This window comes from Candidatus Nitrospira nitrosa (assembly GCF_001458735.1).
GTDB classification, from domain to species: domain Bacteria; phylum Nitrospirota; class Nitrospiria; order Nitrospirales; family Nitrospiraceae; genus Nitrospira_D; species Nitrospira_D nitrosa.
Genome location: NZ_CZQA01000012.1, coordinates 182,211 through 199,989, shown reverse-complemented (window position 1 = coordinate 199,989; position 17,779 = coordinate 182,211). Strand labels below are relative to the sequence as shown.

At 55.2% G+C, this 17,779-nt stretch carries 19 protein-coding genes; 15 read left to right on the top strand and 4 right to left on the bottom strand.

The annotated features are described in order from the left end of the window. Positions 1-210: 210 nt before the first annotated feature. Positions 211-366 carry a helix-turn-helix domain-containing protein gene (locus tag COMA1_RS20830; RefSeq protein WP_141654385.1) on the bottom strand — a complete coding sequence of 52 codons (156 nt, stop codon included), beginning with the start codon at positions 364-366 and terminating at the stop codon, positions 211-213. Between the two features lie 261 nt (positions 367-627). Between COMA1_RS20830 and COMA1_RS18675 the strand changes: the two genes are divergently transcribed. Beyond that, positions 628-1,454, top strand: a protein-coding gene (locus tag COMA1_RS18675) for an IS5 family transposase (RefSeq protein WP_090751045.1) whose coding sequence is annotated in 2 segments (ribosomal slippage) — positions 628-1,015 and positions 1,015-1,454 — 828 coding nt in all. Because the reading frame shifts where the segments join, the coding sequence is not laid out codon by codon here. Between the two features lie 2 nt (positions 1,455-1,456). On the opposite strand, the gene COMA1_RS18670 is transcribed toward COMA1_RS18675, so the two are convergent. Continuing rightward, positions 1,457-2,056 carry a transposase gene (locus tag COMA1_RS18670; RefSeq protein ID WP_090751044.1) on the bottom strand — a complete coding sequence of 200 codons (600 nt, stop codon included), beginning with the start codon at positions 2,054-2,056 and terminating at the stop codon, positions 1,457-1,459. 1,406 nt (positions 2,057-3,462) lie between these two features. Here COMA1_RS18670 and COMA1_RS18660 point away from each other — a divergent pair. The 3 genes from COMA1_RS18660 (at position 3,463) to COMA1_RS18650 (ending at position 5,057) form a co-directional block, all read left to right on the top strand. Next, positions 3,463-3,702 carry a type II toxin-antitoxin system VapB family antitoxin gene (locus COMA1_RS18660; RefSeq protein ID WP_090751042.1) on the top strand — a complete coding sequence of 80 codons (240 nt, stop codon included), beginning with the start codon at positions 3,463-3,465 and terminating at the stop codon, positions 3,700-3,702. Between the two features lie 60 nt (positions 3,703-3,762). After that, a complete protein-coding gene (locus tag COMA1_RS18655) occupies positions 3,763-4,077 on the top strand; it encodes a PIN domain-containing protein (protein WP_176698176.1) in 315 nt (104 codons plus the stop codon). Positions 4,078-4,259: 182 nt separating this feature from the next. Continuing rightward, the gene (locus COMA1_RS18650; protein ID WP_090751040.1) at positions 4,260-5,057 is read left to right on the top strand and encodes a TapB family protein; all 798 of its coding nucleotides are present in this window, start codon (positions 4,260-4,262) and stop codon (positions 5,055-5,057) included. Here COMA1_RS18650 and COMA1_RS18645 read toward each other — a convergent pair. After that, entirely contained in the window at positions 5,051-7,993 is a 2,943-nt protein-coding gene (locus tag COMA1_RS18645; RefSeq protein ID WP_090751039.1) for a proline dehydrogenase family protein, read from the bottom strand. The two genes, COMA1_RS18650 and COMA1_RS18645, sit on opposite strands and share 7 nt — an antisense overlap. Before the next feature lie 208 nt (positions 7,994-8,201). Between COMA1_RS18645 and COMA1_RS18640 the strand changes: the two genes are divergently transcribed. The 8 genes from COMA1_RS18640 to COMA1_RS18605 all read left to right on the top strand — a co-directional run bounded on the left by COMA1_RS18640 (position 8,202) and on the right by COMA1_RS18605 (position 13,053). After that, the gene (locus tag COMA1_RS18640) at positions 8,202-9,065 is read left to right on the top strand and encodes an acyl-CoA desaturase (RefSeq protein WP_090751038.1); all 864 of its coding nucleotides are present in this window, start codon (positions 8,202-8,204) and stop codon (positions 9,063-9,065) included. Positions 9,066-9,230: 165 nt separating this feature from the next. Continuing rightward, positions 9,231-10,106 carry an Mrp/NBP35 family ATP-binding protein gene (locus COMA1_RS18635; protein WP_090751037.1) on the top strand — a complete coding sequence of 292 codons (876 nt, stop codon included), beginning with the start codon at positions 9,231-9,233 and terminating at the stop codon, positions 10,104-10,106. Positions 10,107-10,132: 26 nt separating this feature from the next. Further along, positions 10,133-10,438 (top strand): Rieske (2Fe-2S) protein, encoded by a 306-nt coding sequence (locus tag COMA1_RS18630; protein WP_090751036.1) that lies wholly within the window; start codon positions 10,133-10,135, stop codon positions 10,436-10,438. A 119-nt stretch (positions 10,439-10,557) separates the two neighbouring features. Further along, a complete protein-coding gene (locus COMA1_RS18625) occupies positions 10,558-10,923 on the top strand; it encodes a hypothetical protein (protein ID WP_090751035.1) in 366 nt (121 codons plus the stop codon). 3 nt (positions 10,924-10,926) lie between these two features. Continuing rightward, positions 10,927-11,292, top strand: a complete 366-nt coding sequence (locus tag COMA1_RS18620; protein WP_090751034.1) for a hypothetical protein — start codon at positions 10,927-10,929, stop codon at positions 11,290-11,292. Positions 11,293-11,298: 6 nt separating this feature from the next. Further along, positions 11,299-12,225 carry a lipoyl synthase gene (lipA, locus tag COMA1_RS18615; RefSeq protein ID WP_090751033.1) on the top strand — a complete coding sequence of 309 codons (927 nt, stop codon included), beginning with the start codon at positions 11,299-11,301 and terminating at the stop codon, positions 12,223-12,225. A 119-nt stretch (positions 12,226-12,344) separates the two neighbouring features. Then, a complete protein-coding gene (locus COMA1_RS18610; RefSeq protein ID WP_090751032.1) occupies positions 12,345-12,746 on the top strand; it encodes a type II toxin-antitoxin system RelE/ParE family toxin in 402 nt (133 codons plus the stop codon). Beyond that, on the top strand, positions 12,736-13,053 hold the full coding sequence (locus COMA1_RS18605; protein ID WP_090751031.1) for a helix-turn-helix domain-containing protein: 318 nt from the start codon (positions 12,736-12,738) through the stop codon (positions 13,051-13,053). Before COMA1_RS18610 ends, COMA1_RS18605 begins: the two co-directional genes overlap by 11 nt. Before the next feature lie 64 nt (positions 13,054-13,117). On the opposite strand, the gene COMA1_RS21430 is transcribed toward COMA1_RS18605, so the two are convergent. Next, positions 13,118-14,212, bottom strand: coding sequence for a helix-turn-helix transcriptional regulator (locus tag COMA1_RS21430; RefSeq protein ID WP_218055426.1), 1,095 nt, complete (start codon positions 14,210-14,212; stop codon positions 13,118-13,120). Between the two features lie 457 nt (positions 14,213-14,669). Between COMA1_RS21430 and COMA1_RS18590 the strand changes: the two genes are divergently transcribed. The 3 genes from COMA1_RS18590 (at position 14,670) to COMA1_RS18580 (ending at position 17,582) form a co-directional block, all read left to right on the top strand. Beyond that, positions 14,670-14,900 carry a hypothetical protein gene (locus tag COMA1_RS18590; RefSeq protein ID WP_090751029.1) on the top strand — a complete coding sequence of 77 codons (231 nt, stop codon included), beginning with the start codon at positions 14,670-14,672 and terminating at the stop codon, positions 14,898-14,900. A gap of 149 nt (positions 14,901-15,049) precedes the next feature. Continuing rightward, entirely contained in the window at positions 15,050-16,765 is a 1,716-nt protein-coding gene (locus tag COMA1_RS18585) for a hypothetical protein (RefSeq protein ID WP_176698175.1), read from the top strand. After that, positions 16,683-17,582 carry an integrase core domain-containing protein gene (locus COMA1_RS18580; RefSeq protein WP_090742504.1) on the top strand — a complete coding sequence of 300 codons (900 nt, stop codon included), beginning with the start codon at positions 16,683-16,685 and terminating at the stop codon, positions 17,580-17,582. Before COMA1_RS18585 ends, COMA1_RS18580 begins: the two co-directional genes overlap by 83 nt. Positions 17,583-17,779 lie beyond the last annotated feature (197 nt).

Sequence of the window (17,779 nt, the reverse complement as noted above, 5' to 3'; positions counted from 1 at the left end):
AACCGCCAGCGACGGCATTCCCGGCTGGGGAATCGCTCGCCCGCGGCATTTGCCCAACGGTGGGCCCGTCAACAGTCGGCGGCGTGAGACTGTCATTCATGGCGTCCACTCTTGACAACCGGGGTCATGGAGAGTCGCCCCGTGTACCCCTTGGTCTGGAGCTCCCGAAAGATCACCACCGCATTCCAGACGTTCTCCGCTAACAGCCGGTCAATGTCGGCTCGATCGCGGGGCTGGCGCCCCGCCGCGGGCCAGTGCGCGCCGCACGGTTCGAGGATGCACGCCCACCTGTGTCGCAATGTCACAGAGATAGAGCCCACGTTGCGCCAATGCCTGAATCATCATGAAGTCCTCCTTTCGCAGCATCCGTCCCTCCTCCGTCGTGATGAGCGGTGAAGAGACATTGTGACTCGGTGTTCAGAGGACTTCTCACTTCGGTGATTGTAGGACTTATAGCATCGGCGCTGACACTAGCCCCTCGCTTCGCCGAACTGTTGCCGGGGCGCAACACGATGGCCACGAGATACTGCTCGACTTCGTCATTAGACTTCTTGCATAACCTCCGTTTGAGGATTTCCTTTCCGCCATGGATGTGCTTCCATGCCTTTTCTGCCAGGGAGGAGCGCCATGGAGATTCAGGGATGTGACGGAATGCCGGAGGAGACGTTCCGGCGGTTGACCGGGGTGAGGAAGCGGACGTTTACCGAGATGGTCGCCGTGCTGGAGAGTGCCGAGGCGACACTCAAGAAGCGGGGCGGCAAGCCAAATCGCCTGGCGGTGGCGCCGCGGTTGCGGATGACGCTGGAATACTGGCGGGAATACCGTACGTATCTGCACATTGGTCACAGCTACGGTGTGAGCGAGAGCACGGCGTATCGCACGATTCGCTGGTGTGAGAACGTGCTCATCAAGAGCGGTGCCTTTACGCTGCCGGGTAAGCACGCCCTGCTTAACCACGAGAGGGCCGATGAGGTCGTCCTGATCGATGCAACGGAAACACCTGTCGAGCGTCCTCAAAAAAACAGCGCCGGTCCTACTCGGGCAAGAAAAAGCGCCACACCCTGAAGACGCAACTCGTCGTCGACAGGGCCACGGGCCGGATTCTCTGCCTCACCCACGATGCGGGCCGCCGCCACGACTTTCGGCTGTTCAAAGAATCCGGGGTCCGGCTGCATCCCAAGACCCACGCCATCACGGACACCGGTTACCTGGGCCTACAGAAACTGCATGGCAACACCACGAGGCCGAAAAAGCGCAGCAAAAAGAATCCTCTGAATACGGACGACACGCGGCACAACCGTGCCATCTCCAGAGACCGCATCCTCGTAGAGAACGTCATTGGTGCTGTGAAACGTTTCAAGATCGTCTCCGACCGATACCGAAACCGCAGAAGGCGCTTTGGCCTGCGCTTTACGCTCATTGCGGCGGCGTACAACAAGGACGTGACGCCATGAAGTTATGCAAGAGGTCTATTGAACGTCAGCGTGGCCACCAACGGCAGATAGCACCAGGCGTCATAGTGCCCGTTGAAGAAGGTGAGTTCTTGTTGCCCATGGGTGGGATCGTCGGTCGGGTCCAGGTCGATCGTGATGCGTTGTGCCCGACCCTGCAGGCGTGCCCGATGATGCGAGATGACGGTGGCCGCCAGGGTGCGGCTTGCCCGATACAGTGCCCGCGGCGACATCGCGTGCTCAAAGCGGGACAGCGTCGGCTGCGAGGCCAAGGCCGCTCCGATCACCGGATCCCGGCCCACCGCCAGTTTGTGTAGCGGATCGTCTGCCAGCCGGGCCGCGTCGTTGGCGTCTTCGTACCCACAGGCCAGGCCAAAGATCCGTTGCCGCAGCAGGTCGCGCATCGAGTGTCGGATCTTGTCTGGGTCTCGGCTGTCGATCAGGCACGCGGCTAATTGGTCGGTCACCCCAAGGCGATCATCCAGCGCCTTGAGCAACACAACCCCGCCATCGGTGCTGGCCTGCGCTTGATCAAACCGCGCCACCACCGGGTTCAGTTTGTCATGGAATTCAAACGTGACTTGGGGTATACACGCTGTCGCCATCGAGTCTCCTTCTCTCTGCCCATAGAAGCGCCTGAACACCGCTCCTATAGCACAGATTGGAGGCCCGATGGATTTTTTTGTGTCACCAGTCGTGAATTATCCGGGCTAGGTTCCCCTACCTTTGCTTCTTCTCCCTCACCGTCACCAGTGGCGTTCTCGCGCGGCTAAGAGGCTCAACGCAGAACGTAAAACCGAGTCAGACCTTGAGCCGTACAGTCCCCATATGTCACCGTGCCACTGTCTGAAGTCCGGAGCCAAGTCAGAAGAATTTCGGTCTCCGTTCACCTCACGGAGCCGACCAAATTGATGATGCTCGGCGAATTCTTGCAGACCTGTTGGCGGACTCAGCGACCTGGCGTACAGTAGCCCGGGGAGACCACTACGCCGTGTGGCAAGGAGCAGTCGTTTTTGACGGTAATGCACGAGTCAAAATCCGACCCTGCAACTCACAACTCATGCGGCTGTCAGAAATGTAGGAGTACGACCCTAATGACTCACTTCCTGAGTTCTACAGAGGAGGAGCTGCTGAGTGAGCACTTGAAGGTTTACCATGTTGTGAAGGCTCCCGAGGAGGCTGTCGCGGCCGCTCTTGCAAAACAACTTTCCAGATTTGGCCCCGTTGAGAAGCAGGAATTTTCAGATTTCCGGAAGGCGCTAGAATATATCCTCCCGATCAAGTCCTTTGTGACACGGTATTTAACGGTTCAACTTGGAGAATGGAGCTTGCTTACCTGTGACATGCGCCTTTCGGATTGTGATTCCCATATAGTCGGTTTGAGTCAACACCTCAAATGTGAGGCAATCTCCGCAGTCGGGCACAATCGAGGGAGACAGTTCAATTACTACGTTGATGGGTCCAACCGTCGAGTTATTCACTGCTATGAGGATGGGAATAGGTGGGTATTCTTTCAAGAGGGATCTCCCTTGGAGTGCGAACAAGGTAGCAACTACACACTGCGGCGAAAACCTGACCGCTTCAAACCGGAACATGTTTGGCAATGCATGAACCATGTAACGGGCATTGCTTTTCCTATCAACTGGGTCGAGCTGCGAAATAGGCCAGCCACCACGCTAGAACGATCGCTGCAAGACCTCAAGGTTTCGGTGCAGCTATATGAGACAAAGAGGGATGTGACTTTGTAAGAAAGGGCCAGAATTGATCCATGTGGTCAGATACTCATATTGCAATATTATGGGGGACTGTACAAAGTAAATAGGGACATGCTGTGTTGTCCCTTTTCTCTCTCGGGTCGGAAGCGCGATCTTCTACCTCGTGGGCCACAAACCTCTTCGGAAGCCAGCGTAGTGTATCCTCTTCACCGGCACAGCTTGTTTACTCATTAAGATCGTTTGACATCTGCATACTCGCTGCATACGATACAGGCATACTGGGAGAGGAGTGGCTCATGCGTACGACGCTGGATTTGAATGAGAAACTCATTCGGGAACTGATGACTGTGACTGCCGCGAAAACCAAAACTGAGGCGATCCATCAGGCCGCGGCGGAAATGATTCGGCGGAAGAAGTTGGATCAGTTGAAATCATTAAGCGGCACGATTCATCTCGACCTTGACTGGAAGAGTCTGGAACAGGCCGAGATTCGCCATCAGGTCTCGTTAACTCACCGCCGACAGAGTCAACGCTGACACGTCTGTTTGGATTCCCTTCTTTAACCGAGTGGACTCCCCTGAAAGATCGTCCTCGATGTGCTCATTGACACAGATGAGGTCGCCCTGGTCGGTGTTGTGCTGGCTGAATTGCTGCAGGGCTGCCGGACCCAGCCCGAACGAACCACCCTCTCAGAAGCTCTCCTGGCTTTGCGGTACTTCGAAGTCATTCAAGCCACTTGGTCTCAAGCCGGTGATCTTTCGGCGTATCTGCTCCGCAAAGGCATAACCCTGCCACTGTCAGATCTGCTCATTGCCTCTTTGGCGATCGAGCACGACTGCCGTCTCTACACTCTGGATGCTCATTTTAAGAAAAGTCCAGGCGTGCACCTCTATATGCCGGTATCAGTCTGATGACCTGAGGTACTGCGGGGGTGCATACTGATGGCCATTCAAGCCGTAGAGAACATGCCGATGAATCACGCGATGAGAGCCAAGTCAAGGCAAGCATGAGGTCTGTCTTAACAAGAGTACCCATCAGCTTGCCGCTCTCGGGAGTCCTATGGTACGGTCACAGCCTCTCTTCTGGAGTACACATGATGGCGAAACGAGGATTTGTTTTCAGTCAGGTATGGGCGGCGGGACTCTGCTTGCTGGTAGGTCTATTGGCCTGGTCTGGGCTGTGTGGAGCGGAAGAGTCAGTCACCATTTCGAAGTCTGAGGAGTATTTCCCTGATACGCTTGGCAGTCGGTGGACCTATCGTGGGCAGATCAGCGAGGGCCCGTTGCAGACGATCGAGCGGAAGTTTTTTGAGAATGTCTCCACGGTCTCCGGAACTAAGACCCTCAAGGGGGTGGCTGTGACCGTGTTTCACGACACGAATCCTGGCAATCATGGAGAGTCGGATAGTTTTTATCGTCGGGATGTGGTCGGTATTGTCTATTATGGATCCGAGCCGGGTACGCCGCTGGAGAAACAGATTACGCCTTATCAGATTTTCCGGTTTCCGCTCAAAGTCCCGTCGTCGTTCCAACAGTTCGATCGAACAGGTCTCGATTTTGGGAGCGATATAGATCGTGACGGAACGGACGAAACGGTGGATACGCAGGGGTGGAGCAAGGTGATCAGTCGGGAACCCATCACGGTGCCGGCCGGAACGTTCCAGGATGCGGTTAAAGTCGAAGCGCGTATGAACATGCGCATTCACCTGTCCGGCAGTCAACACACCGTTTCAGGTATCGATGTGATGACGGCGTGGTTTGCCAAAGGGGTCGGCCTCGTGAAATATGCGGAGCGCCAGGAACTGTCCGCCATTAAAGAAGACCGTGGTGTGGTGACGGAGATCACGGAAGAGCTGGAAGAGTACGAAATAAAATCTGCGAAGGCTCATTGAGGCGACTCGAATCCTCGACGGAGGGTGTTCTCACTTGTGATGCGGGTGATCATGAATTGGGTCAAGTAGTCTTCCCCGCCTGCCTTTGCTCCTACCCCTGAAAAGCGGTGTCCACCGAAGGGTTGCCGAGCAACGAGCGCTCCGGTGATTGGGCGGTTTACATAGAGGTTCCCCACATCGAATTGCTGACGAGCCATCTCGAGATTCGCGGGGCTCCGTGAGTAGACTCCACCGGTTAGGGCATAGCTGGTCGCGTTGGCCATCTCTAACGCCTCCGCCATGGTCCTCGCGTTCATGACCACCAGCACCGGACCGAAGATTTCTTCCTGCGCCAACCGATCATCCGGCCTGACGTCGGCGAACACCGTCGGGCCTACGAACAACCCCGGTCTCTCTGTCGTGCGGCGAACGATCACTCGGTGAGTCGCCATGCCCAGGCTGATGAATTCCTCGATACGCCGCTGTGCCCGGTCATCGATCACGGGACCGACTTGCGTGCCGGGATCGCACGGGTCACCCAGCGTGAGGCTCATCACGGCATCACGCAGTCGCGCAAGGAACTGGTCGTAGCTGCTGCCCAACACAATGGCGCGGGAACAAGCAGAACACTTCTGACCCGCATAGCTTGTGAACGAGGTGACCACGCCGGCGATGGCTTCGTCGAGATCGGCTGTGTCATCGACGATGATGGCGTTTTTCCCGCCCATCTCGGCGACCACCCGTTTGATCAATTGCTGTTCCGGCTGGATCGTTGCCGCGCCTGCCCATAATCTCAGGCCCACCTCCTTGGAGCCAGTGAAGGCGATCGTGGCGATTTCCGGCCGCTCGGACAAGGCCCGTCCGATCTCAGGGCCTCCGGGGAGGCCATACAAGACATCGGCGGGCACGCCGGCTTCATGGAACAGGTCTGTCAACAGAGTTCCCAATAGGGAGGCACGCTCGGAAGGTTTGAACAGGACTGCGTTGCCGGTTACCAGGGCCGCACTGATCATGCCGGCTGGAATCGCCAACGGAAAGTTCCAGGGAGCGATCACCGCGGTCACGCCACGCGGACAATACCATCGCTGATTCAATTCTCCGGGATACTGTCCGAGTCGCAACGGCTCACTGAGACGCGACATGTGCTGGGCATAGAACTCCAAAAAGTCGATGGCCTCGGCCACGTCGGCGTCGGCTTCTCGCCAGGGTTTTCCCACTTCGTGCATTTCCCAGGCAGCCAGATCGTACCGGCGCGTGCGCATGAGTTCCGCAGCGCGTCGCATCACCGCGATCCGTTCCGCTGCGGGACGTCGCCCCCAAGCTGCACCAGCCGGCACTGCAGTGCCGATCACGGTAGCCACATCGGCCGGTGAGGCTGCCTGAACGGTCGCGACGAGTTCGTCAGGCCGCGCTGGATTACGCGACATGATCAGGGAACCAGTCAGCCGTTTCCCGCGAACACTGATAGGCCAGGTTCGCCCCAGATCGGTTCGCACCCGGTCGATGGCGGTCTGCATCGCTGTACGGACTTCCTGTTGGGAAAAGTCGCTGTGTGGCTCATTGAAAAACGAATCGTGTTCCCCAGAGGACGGCAACGTGGAAGAGGGGACAATCGGCGGCGCGAGCAGGCTCGCCAACGACTGTGACTCCACATACTCTTTCCGTAGAAATGATTCGTTCGACGTATTTTCCAACAGGCGCCGGACCAAATAGGCCATCCCCGGCAACAGCCGACCGACCGGTGCATAGAGTCGCACCCGTCGGCGGTGCGTCACCATGGCATGCTGAAACGGTTCGGCCATCCCATAAATCATTTGATATTCGATCGTCTCCGGATCGCACTGGCGCGCATCCAACGCTGCTTCGATGACAGCCAACGTCCGCAGATTGTGGGTGCCGAACGCCGGACGGATGACTTGACGGTGATCCAGGAGCAAGGGGACGAGCGCCTCATAGTTCGCATCGGTCTCTGCTTTGTGCTCGAACAGAGGGATCGGCCATCCAGCCTGGCGATAGCGGATGGTGTCCGAATCCCAATAGGCTCCCTTCACCAATCGAATGGTGATCGGACAATTCCGTCGTGCTGTCCAGGCGATGAGGGATCGAATGTCCTGGTCGGTTTCCCGATGATAGGCCTGCAGTGCCACCCCGGCGTGTGGAAATGTCCGAAACGCCGGTTCGTCGAAGAGGTTCCGGAATATCTCGAGCAGCAAGGTTTTCGTCTCTGCTTGTTCCATGTCGAAGATCAATCCACATCCGAGGGCAGCCGCCCGTTCCAGGATCGGATGTAATCGGCCCGCCACGGCTCGATAGGTATCGAGAAGATCGATCGGGTCCAACCGTGAGGTCAATGCGGAGATCTTCAGAGAGAGTTGTGCTCGTGGCAGTGCGCCAAGATGATCCCGCTCCAACATTGTCGAGGACGGCCATGTGCGAACAGTCTGCCCGAGCTGCGTCAAGGCGTCGAGGCAGCGATCCCGATACCGATCCGCTTCGACGTCGCTGATCGTGGCCTCGCCAAGCAAATCCACCGACCATGCACGACCGTTTTTCCAGAGATTCGCCAGGACGGGGAGCGCGTCTTCCACCGAGCCTCCGGCGATGAAGGTTCGCGCCATCTGCTCGACCTGATGGCGGATGGATTTTCCTGTGATGGCGGCCCCGACATTGGTCGCCGCCAATGCTTTGAACCCCCATTGCAGCCCAAATACCTGGCCATGGAGCGCTCCAAAGTATTCTTCCGCCAACCGTACCACCGCCTGATCCGAGGCCACGGCCGGCAGCACATCGATAAACCGGAACAACTGAACTTTGAATGCAGGATCTTTCATTGCCAAGTTGATCACGCTGTGTGACCACCAGTGGCTGTCGAATAGGGTTGGGGTACGACCGGCAGACAGCTGGGCCAGATGTTGTCCGATTCGGGCGACTGCTGCTTCGTGCACGGATGGATTCATCGTCACGTCTCCCCCGCCGGATGGTCGTCCAGGCTTCCATCGTCAGTATACTCCCAGCCACCGACAAGCCAAGTATCCGGGAGTCCATCATGCGCACATACCGGTTGAAAATGGGAACTGGTTTCGCTAGAGTAAGATTCCTGTAACATGTTCACCGGAGCCAGTTTGCCATGGTGGACCTCAGCTTGTGTTATCAGCGAGAGGACACATGGTCAAGCCGGATCAGATCGCCCAGCCCCTGACTTCAGGATTTTCCTACGGGACCTGTCTCCTCTTCTGTATCCTCGCCGCTACCACAATTATCGGCGTTCCTTTCTATGGGTACTATATCGGCTATACGCTGTTCGACTGGATGCACTTTTTCGTCATGTACATCGTGACGGGGATGGGGATCACGGTCGGGTATCATCGCCTGGTGGCGCATCAAAGTTTCGACTGTCCGAATTGGATAAAGCGTCTGGCTTTGATCGCGGGCGGATGGGCTTTACAGAACTCAGCGCTGGTCTGGGGTGCAGACCATATCCGCCATCACGCCCGCACGGACACGGACGAAGATCCCTACAATGCCACGAGAGGATTCTGGCACAGCCACTGCGGCTGGCTCTTCTATAAAACGCCGTATCGCATCGGCAAATACCAAGTGCGGCTCCGTCGCGATCCGGTGATTCTCTGGCAGCATCAGTACTATTGGCTGATCGTCGTCTCCGGTTTGGTGGTCCCTTTTTGCGTCGGGTTCTGGTGGCACGGCACCCTCCTAGGTGGCATCAGCGGCCTCCTCATGGGCGGCCTGTTCCGGATGTTTATGGTCCTCAATTCAACTTTCACCATCAATTCCCTTTGTCATATGGTGGGCAGCCAATCCCACGGCACACAGGACAGCAGCCGAGATAGCTGGCTGATCTCTTTCATCAGTTTCGGCGAGGGCTATCACAACTACCACCATACCTACGCTCGTGATTATCGGAACGGCCCACAGTGGTACAACTTCGACCCCTCTAAATGGACCATCTACGCGCTGTCATTGATCGGGCTGGCCAGCAAGTTGCGCCGGCTTGACTCCTCAGTGGTGTGAACCACCGGACAGAACTTCCCCAGTCGGTACATCACCGATAGCCCGACTGGCCCATATCATTTCATGCATAGCCTCGCTATGATTATGAGCATCTGTCATCCTAACGGCTTGCTGGTGTCGTCTTAGATGTGATGCCATTGAGCACAATCGAATGGGAGAACTACTATGGCTGACGAACACGGTCATGGGGCACAACAGCCTCAGGAAAAAGATAATCTGATTCCTGGCGTCAAACATGTCATCGCGGTCAGTAGTGGGAAGGGCGGTGTCGGCAAATCGACCGTTGCAGCAAATCTTGCCTGTGCCTTGGCGGTTGCCGGTGCAAAGGTTGGTCTCTTGGATGCTGATCTGTATGGCCCCAATATCCCGATGATGATGGGGAGTACGACTGGCCCTGAGCAGAAGGATGGCAAAATCGTTCCGGTCCAAAATCATGGAGTGAAGCTTATTTCCATGGCGTTTCTCGTACCAGAAGAAGCGCCGTTGGTTTGGCGTGGCCCGATGGTCCACCAGTACCTCCAAGCGTTCTTCCGCGATGTGCTTTGGGGAGAGTTGGATTATCTGTTGATTGACTTGCCGCCAGGGACTGGGGATGTGCAGCTCTCTTTGTCTCAGATGGTGCCGTTAGCCGGAGCGGTGACTGTGACGACGCCTCAAGAAGTCGCGCTCTACGATGTGCGTAAAGGTATGGCGATGTTCCAGAAGGTGAATGTTCCACTCCTGGGCATCATCGAGAACATGAGTTACTTTGTGTGTGGGCACTGTGGCGAGCGGACGGAGATCTTTTCACACGGAGGTGGGGAACGGGCTGCGACCAAAGTCGGCGTCCCATTCCTCGGGCGGATTCCGATTGATCCCGCCATTCGCGATGGTGGAGATACCGGTCATCCGATCGTTGTGGCCAATCCGGACTCTCCACAAGCCGTTGCGTTTCGGGATATTGCGAAGAAACTGATGGATGAGCTCAAAGGAGCTGGCAACAGCGGTTCGTCGATCGAGAGTTTGCTGAAGAAAGTCAAACAGCCGTTTAGCACGAATTGATCGCATTGACGTTGGAGGAGAGAGCTATGGCAGAGTTCGTACGGGTCGCTGGTCTGGCAGATATCAAGCTAGGGCATGGCATTGTGGCCGAAGCCAATGGGAAGACACTGGCTGTCTTTAATGTAGATGGGACGATCCACGCGATCAATAATACCTGTTGCCATCGAGAAGGGCCCTTGGGCGAAGGGGAATTGGAAGGCGCCGTCGTCACTTGTCCGTGGCATGGTTGGCGATTTGATGTGACCTCCGGTGCCTGTATGAACAATCCATCCGCCAAAGTGGAAGCCTATCAGGTGAAGGTCGAAGGCAATGAAGTGAAGGTATTGCTCTAGACGGCACGTTCAGCGTTCTACTTAGTTTGCTCTCGTAGCACGGCCTTGTCGGAAGGTGGGTTGAGCATTCTGCCGGGGAGCGGGACTCACACGGTACAAACGAATGGAGGACTGTGATCATGGCTATTTCCTCAACTGATCAGACTGAGATTGCTGCGGCGTTGGTCCGTCTCTACGTGTTTCTCGCCCAATATCTCGATCGCTGCTTTGATGAAGCAGCTCGGAGGAGCTATCCGGACTCCGAGCTGCAAGCGCATCTCGATGACACACGGCGACAGCTCATGGAGATCCTGTCAGTGAATCCGGTTGTAAAAAAGAAGCTCGCCGAAGAATGTGATCGCGCTTTGTCGTTGGGGGCTGCTTGTTTGAAATCCGGTTCGGTTGATCCCAAGACCCGCGAGATGATTCAGTCTGAACGAGCTGTGCTCAAGAACAAGACCATTGCACTCAGTGATCTGGTGGCGGTCTATCGAGCATTAGCATGAGCCATGGCGCAGGGAGGATCAGACAAGCATCAGCTCGCTGGGCTGGATCATCGAGAACGAGGATTCAGTAGGCCGGTGGAGTTCGAACGGGCAGGAGAAGGCTATCAGGCCATCCTGCGGTATGAGAGCGTTCGTGTTACGACGGAGATTCATCCGACCCAGGATGACGCGCTCACCATCTTGATCCAGACCTTGCAGGCTCAGGGCTATCGGCAGCTCAAAACCCAACGGAGTTTTCGCGATGGCGTCTATCTCGGCTCCCAGGAGCTTTGGGTGGAGTATCCCGATCCGCCGCAGGGTGAGCTGGATCAGTCCGGGTTCTTTGAGAAGCTCAAAAGCTGGTTCACGTCCCGCTCTACGAATGGATAGCAAACCATGAGCTTTGTCCCCCTCGATCAGCTCCGAACTGCTAGTCACCACTCATCAGCTATTAGTTCCCAACCGTCGTCTGATTACCGGCTGCGTCTTCCGTCCTGGTTCAAAGTTACTGCTCGAACCGGTCCGGACTATCTCGATATCAAGCAAACCATGGAGCGGCTTAAGCTGCACACGATCTGTGAGGAGGCGCGCTGTCCGAACCGATGGGAATGTTGGAACGCCCGTACGGCCACGTTTCTGATTCTCGGCCATATCTGCACCAGACGCTGTCACTACTGCTCTGTGGAGACTGGCAGGCCGCATTCGGTCGATCTCGATGAGCCGGGTCGGGTTGCAGAAGCGGTCAAAGCACTCGATCTTCGTCATGCCGTCATCACCTCGGTCAATCGCGATGAACTGGATGATGGCGGGGCCTCGGTCTTTGCCGAGACGATTCGACAGACAAGACGGCTGAATCCTACCTGTACGATTGAAGTGTTGATTCCGGACTTTGAAGGCAATGAGAAAGCACTGGCCGCAGTGTGTGCGGAGAAACCAGAGATTCTGAATCACAATATTGAGACGGTGAGGCGACTGTTCCCATCAATCCGACCTCAAGGGAAATATCAGCGGTCGATCGATCTGCTAGCCAAGGCGAAGCAGCTTGGCGTGAAAACAAAGTCCGGGTTGATTCTCGGCATGGGCGAGACACTCGATGAAGCCCGTGAGGTGATGTGCAATCTTCGAGCCGTGGATTGCGACATCATGACGATCGGCCAATATCTCCAACCGACGAGAGAGCATCTGCCCGTTGCCAAATTTTATGATCCACCCGAGTTTGCGCTCCTCAAGGAAGAAGGGCTTGCCATGGGCTTCAGTCATATTGAATCAGGCCCGTTGGTCCGCAGCTCCTATCACGCGGAGCAGCAGGTAGCTGGCGCATAATTGTAGCTGAGCATTCATCTAGCCTGGAAAATATTCCCTCCTGCGTCGTTGAGCCTCCGCACCGACTCTTTTGCTTGTTTGATTAATAGCGTATATGCTATGTTCTGAAAAGAGAGCGAATGGCACATCCCTCAAGTAAGTCACCACTAACCCGGTTGGTCTATGACGGCACGGTCCTCAGAATTGAGTTTTACGTTGCCTCCAATGGCACCGTACCAGCAGAAGACTGGCTCGAGCAGCTTTCGGATGCAGCCCAGCAGAAGTTCGCGGCTCTGTTTGTGCGCATGGGAGACACTGGAAAGATCTGGAATGAACGTAAGTTTAAACATTTGACCGGGACTGATCAGCTTTTTGAATTTAAAGTTGAGGCTGATCGCATCCTGTGCTTCTTTTTCGTGGGTCGTCGGTTGATTTTGACGCATGGATTCAGGAAAGCCGGCGACAAAACACCAAAACGAGAAATTGATCGAGCAGAAGCGTGTAAGAAGGACTTTGAGGGGAGAGTTCGATATGAAGACTAAAGCTGTGGGAATGGACAAGAGCTGGTTGGATAGGAAGCTCGCGAGCTCAAAATTCCGCAAAGGATTTGAAGAAGAGCTGCAAAAGCTGGCTATCGGCGAGCAGCTTGCTCGATTGCGTCTGGAGGCAGGATTGACCCAAGCGCAAGTGGCGAAACGTACCGGCACCACAGCGTCAGCGATCAGCCGCTACGAAAATGCGGAATACGATCGCTATGAGCTTCGCACGCTGCAAAAGATTGTCCGTGCCTGCGGTGGTCGACTGGAGATTTTCTTAGAGCCAGGACCAAAAACCCACCGAGCTGCATAGTGCATGGCTTCGTAACTCAAGAGTCAGGCTAGCCCCCATTGTCGCATGTCGAGGTCATTTTTGCTCATGACCTGTCAGTGGATTGTGTGGTGCTTGCGACCATCGCGGCGGCAGTGCGGTTTTCCACTCCCAATTTGATATAGATCCGCTCCAGATGCTTCTGAACCGTGCGGCGGCTGATGCCCAAGATCATACCGATCTTGGAATTCGTTTTGCCTTGCGAGACCCAGCTCAAGATTTCTGACTCCCGCGTGCTCAACCCAAAAGCTTCAAAAACTTTTGCCGCAGGCGCAGCCTGACCCTCTTCGAGCATCAGGAGATAATGTGAGTCCTTCACGATCAGCCGGATGGTCAAACAACCTAATTCTCCTTGGACCAGCAAGGGCCGGAGTTCTGGTATGACATCGTCTGATCGGTTCAGTTGTCGTTCAGAGTCAGTCAGCCAATCTCTGAGGCGGGTGGAAAGCCGATCCGACTCGGGCCGCGTATGAAGGTCGTACTGCTTCAGCAATCGTTGTGCGGATGGGGTGATAAACCGAATCCTTCCTTCGTTGGTGACTGAAATAAGCGCCTGCTCTCCTTCTACCACTGCTTGATTCATGACTGCCAGCTGATGCTGCATCTGTGTGACCGCCAACGCGTTCTCCAAAGCCTGTCGGAGATGGGGACGAATCGCATTCAGTGTTGTTCTCGTATGCTCACCAAACTCACGGCCGTTCTTATGTCGTGCGAGGGTGACGCTGTGCGATGAGCCTATCCGGAGCGCAAGGCCGATGATGCGGGGAATTTGAAGTGGTTGATAAAATTCCTGCGACAATACGGTCTCTCGAAACTCGCGGTCCGCCACAAAGTCTGAAAGGGTGACTGCGGATCCATCTCGAGTCTTTTGAAAATATTTCAAAATTGGATGATGTTCCGCTTCTTTGGCGAGTACCTGCCCGAAGTGTTCTGGCTCCTTCAGAAAGCCAGGAACATCGGTCTGGAATGTCCCGAGGCCATGACGATGATTGATCTCATTGTACGACGTGAATTCTCCGTCCGTGATTTTCGGCAGGGCTGCGATCACATGACTAGTGAATTCCTCGTGCGTACGCAGTTGGTAGAGATCCAATAGAAATTCCGATACCTGCCGCACCTGGTTTCCAGATAATCGTTCCATCGGTCTGCTCCCGAGAAGTGCCGCAATACTACTACAAGAGGATCATAGGTATAACACCGTACGCCAGGTCGCGTATTTCTTCGGATGCCTTGGTTTGATAGAAGAGCCGCGACGTAGAGTGGTTCAGAGAAGTCCAGAGGTTTCGATGCAGCGACCAAGCGCAAGTCTTGATGCGACGATAGGCGATGGTCTTTCGCCAGGAGGCCGCGAACCCCAGGCCGATTGGCAAAGCCTGGCGGGCTAACACCGAGAGAAACACAGGTGTGGGATGGGTGGCGAGCGGAATGATGGACAAATCGATTGCATCATAGCCACACGTCTGTTCACAGCCTATTGGGCCGCGAGCATGTCAGATCGTGAGTGAGTGTGACAAGTGGTGTCGGGCTCCTCAGCGAATACAATGGCTCAGTCGTGTGCGCTTACATTTTTTTGTTTCGACCAAAGGAGTGTTACTCAAATGGAATGGCAGACGATTGAATTGGTCAATCAGCTTACTCCTGCGCCACCCAATCTAGGTATATGGATTCGTACAGATCGGGCACAAGTGATCGGAGGATGGCTGGTGCGGACGGTGTTAGTGAAGCGCGAGATCGTGCAGGCATCGCCTGGTTCAACTAGCGAGATGGAAGTCGATACAAGTATCGGTCTCACTTTCGTGCCCGATCCCGTACTGGCATGGCGACCGTAATCTTGCATGAGGCAGGTCAGAAGAATCTACAAGTCTACCAATTGGATTGCAATTTTAGAAATGTGACTACGGTAATTCTGACCCAAATCGTGTCCGCGAACGGGGGATATGAGACGTAGGATGCTCCTCATGCGGGATGCAGGAAGAACATGAATTATATGTGTAGGACGATTTTACCGGGAGTGATGATGCTCTTGGTTGCAGCCTGTGGAGGAGGGGGAGAAAGCGCGTCTTCCTCAAGCTCGGCTGTCTCTACCGTACAAGTAAGAGGAACGGTCAATGGCGGAGAAATTGGTGGTACAGGTCTCACCATTGTATCAGCCCTGCAAAATTCCCCTTCGTCGATATCAGGTGAGTCCTACTCCACCACCATTAGCGCGACCGGACCACAGCTTCTCTTAATCCAGGATGAGAATGAGGCAATTAGAGGGCTCACGTTCAGCGTAAAAGATGATTCATCCTCGTCCACCTTGCCGAGAACTCTTCGAACGGATGCTACGAGTACAGCTCTCGCGCTACTTCTTCTTAGTCCTGGTGTTACGCCCTCAGATTGGAGCCTTGCGCAACCGACTGCAACGGCCTTGCAAACGCTTACGTCCTTCCCTGGGTTTGTTGCATTTTTGCAATCGAACTTGCCGACTAAGTCGCTGGCAGCAACTATTACTGATCCGGCGTACCAGCCACTGTTGCGGGCTTGCCTAGAGGAATGGCCTGCAAAGGCTGCGACCGTCGCACCTCTCGCCTTGATCGCCACGACTTCAGCCGCATTCGCGGTGCCGCCAAAAGTGTCTCCGGTTCTGGGTGCTCCGGCATTCGGCACAGGAGGAATTCGCGCTGAGATTGAAAAGGGGTATACAGGCCGACATGACATTACGGCGACTCTCACAAATTATTCGCTCCGGTCTGTCGCGCTCTACGAGTACAGTGATTCGACCGGATCAGGTACGCCAGTTTTATCTCCAAACCATCCTGTATGGTTCCAAGGAGGGGATGGCCTCACATCGCTTTCATTGTTTGGGGGCGCTCAACAAATTACGCCAAGATCCATGTCGAGACCTCTACTTTTCTCGAATCCCAACGGCAAGGTCTACTACTATGCGGTAGGTCCTGGGTTTGCACCTTATCCGGCAAGCCTTCGATCAGAAGTTGCGGTTACATGGGAAGACCTTGCGAAGCCGGTGCTATACGACTTTATCAAGTATGCTCTCGCCCCCGCGCTCAGTTTCTGGTCAGGCTATCCGGTATCTGACCTGATGGATACGGCATTCATGTTGGAAGGGTTAAGAAAAGGCCAGGACGCGGAGTTCATTGCCCTCGGTCAGCAAATCGTGCGGATGGGTGTTGAAAATGCAGGGGCAGCCGGATCCGTCATCGCCTATCGGGTCATACTGAAGGAGCTGATGCAGGTGACTCTTGGTAAAGCGGAACCCTTTATCAAAGGTGGGTTTCGAGGATTCTTCAAGTCCGTCTTTCGGATCGGTGCGTTCTTCGACAGCCTGAATTTTGTCTTGTACGTGAATGATCTCATTAATCTGCCTGCGCGTGCGAAAATAGAAGTGTCGGCTCCATACGACACTGTAGAGTTCAGCACCGCAACTTATCTTGCTAAGAAGACAGATCGCCAGATCAATATTGGCCTCACAAGAAACGACGGTAGTGCGGACGTATTAGTTGTGCAGTATACGATTACACCTTCCACTGCGGTCAAAGCTCAGGACTATAGCGACGCAAGTCCTCGCATTGTTGCCGTAAATATCCGACAGTCCAGAGTAGACTCTGGACATGGACACAAGAACTCGGATCATTCTTGCAGCGGAACTGGCGACTCAAGGGCTCTCCGTTTCCGCGATCGCGGGCCAACTTGAGCGCCATCGAGAAACCATAGGACTCTGGCTGAAGGCGGTTCGAATCGAAGGACTCTCTGTCTTTCTGGATCGCTATGCTGCGGCCAAGACGGGGCCACGTCCGGCACGACAGGTCCCGGGAGCGGTCAAACGCCTTGTCTGGGCGATTCGCGCCCGTGAATACGACTGCTGTGGGCAGAAGATTCAGTACTTTCTGGCTCATGAACAGCATATCCATCTCTCTGTTCCCAAGATCTATGAAATCTTGGCTGAACGATACGTCTTACGGCCTCGGGGCCGGACCAATCAGCCACGCGGCGTTGTGCCGATTGCCACGGCTCCCCGCGCGGTCATTCAGATGGATACCGTGGTTTTTGGCGAGGTCTTCGCCTTTACCGGGGTGGACATCTATACGAAGGAAGCGGATGTCGTTCTGCGGACCGGACTAACAAGCGAGGATGGGGCCATGTTTTTGCGCACAGCCATGACTCGCCGCTTTACCGGGCCTGTGCAGATCATCCAGACCGATGGGGGCTCAGAGTTCAAAGGCGTGTTTGCCCAACAGGTGCTCCAGTATTGTACACGACATCGCATCGCCCGTCCCTATAAGAAGAACGAGCAGGCGTATATTGAGAGCTTCAATCGAACCCTGCGCAAGGAATGCTTGGGGTGGATCTCCTATCGAGTAGAAGAACTGCCCACACTCCAGGGCGAGGTGCGTGCATTTCTGGACCGGTATCACTATCATCGGCCGCATCTTGGATTCACCCCGATGCGACCGCCGTTATCGCCAAGCCGTGAAGGACCTGACGGACTGTCGGATATTTACGGAGAATAGTGCGGTCCTTCTCCTGGGTTCATCAGATTTGAGGCTGGACAAAAGACTGCGAGCATTCCACTGTGGATTCTTGATAATCCAGCGAATACCGGCGCCCGATTCGCTACGCTCACGCTGGGACCGATCACCGGGTTGGGGAAGATAGGTCCCCAAAGCGCACTTTCCCTGACGATCGGCTCGCCAACTGCATTGAACGT

Excerpts from the sequence above, each read along its gene's own strand:
- COMA1_RS20830 (WP_141654385.1), bottom strand. The coding sequence starts at position 366 with ATGCTGCGAAAGGAGGACTTCATGATGATTCAGGCATTGGCGCAACGT.
- COMA1_RS18670 (WP_090751044.1), bottom strand. The coding sequence starts at position 2,056 with ATGGCGACAGCGTGTATACCCCAAGTCACGTTTGAATTCCATGACAAA.
- COMA1_RS18660 (WP_090751042.1), top strand. The coding sequence starts at position 3,463 with ATGCGTACGACGCTGGATTTGAATGAGAAACTCATTCGGGAACTGATG.
- COMA1_RS18650 (WP_090751040.1), top strand. The coding sequence starts at position 4,260 with ATGATGGCGAAACGAGGATTTGTTTTCAGTCAGGTATGGGCGGCGGGA.
- COMA1_RS18645 (WP_090751039.1), bottom strand. The coding sequence starts at position 7,993 with ATGAATCCATCCGTGCACGAAGCAGCAGTCGCCCGAATCGGACAACAT.
- COMA1_RS18640 (WP_090751038.1), top strand. The coding sequence starts at position 8,202 with ATGGTCAAGCCGGATCAGATCGCCCAGCCCCTGACTTCAGGATTTTCC.
- COMA1_RS18635 (WP_090751037.1), top strand. The coding sequence starts at position 9,231 with ATGGCTGACGAACACGGTCATGGGGCACAACAGCCTCAGGAAAAAGAT.
- COMA1_RS18630 (WP_090751036.1), top strand. The coding sequence starts at position 10,133 with ATGGCAGAGTTCGTACGGGTCGCTGGTCTGGCAGATATCAAGCTAGGG.
- COMA1_RS18625 (WP_090751035.1), top strand. The coding sequence starts at position 10,558 with ATGGCTATTTCCTCAACTGATCAGACTGAGATTGCTGCGGCGTTGGTC.
- COMA1_RS18620 (WP_090751034.1), top strand. The coding sequence starts at position 10,927 with ATGGCGCAGGGAGGATCAGACAAGCATCAGCTCGCTGGGCTGGATCAT.
- lipA (WP_090751033.1), top strand. The coding sequence starts at position 11,299 with ATGAGCTTTGTCCCCCTCGATCAGCTCCGAACTGCTAGTCACCACTCA.
- COMA1_RS18610 (WP_090751032.1), top strand. The coding sequence starts at position 12,345 with ATGGCACATCCCTCAAGTAAGTCACCACTAACCCGGTTGGTCTATGAC.
- COMA1_RS18605 (WP_090751031.1), top strand. The coding sequence starts at position 12,736 with ATGAAGACTAAAGCTGTGGGAATGGACAAGAGCTGGTTGGATAGGAAG.
- COMA1_RS21430 (WP_218055426.1), bottom strand. The coding sequence starts at position 14,212 with ATGGAACGATTATCTGGAAACCAGGTGCGGCAGGTATCGGAATTTCTA.
- COMA1_RS18590 (WP_090751029.1), top strand. The coding sequence starts at position 14,670 with ATGGAATGGCAGACGATTGAATTGGTCAATCAGCTTACTCCTGCGCCA.
- COMA1_RS18585 (WP_176698175.1), top strand. The coding sequence starts at position 15,050 with ATGAATTATATGTGTAGGACGATTTTACCGGGAGTGATGATGCTCTTG.
- COMA1_RS18580 (WP_090742504.1), top strand. The coding sequence starts at position 16,683 with ATGGACACAAGAACTCGGATCATTCTTGCAGCGGAACTGGCGACTCAA.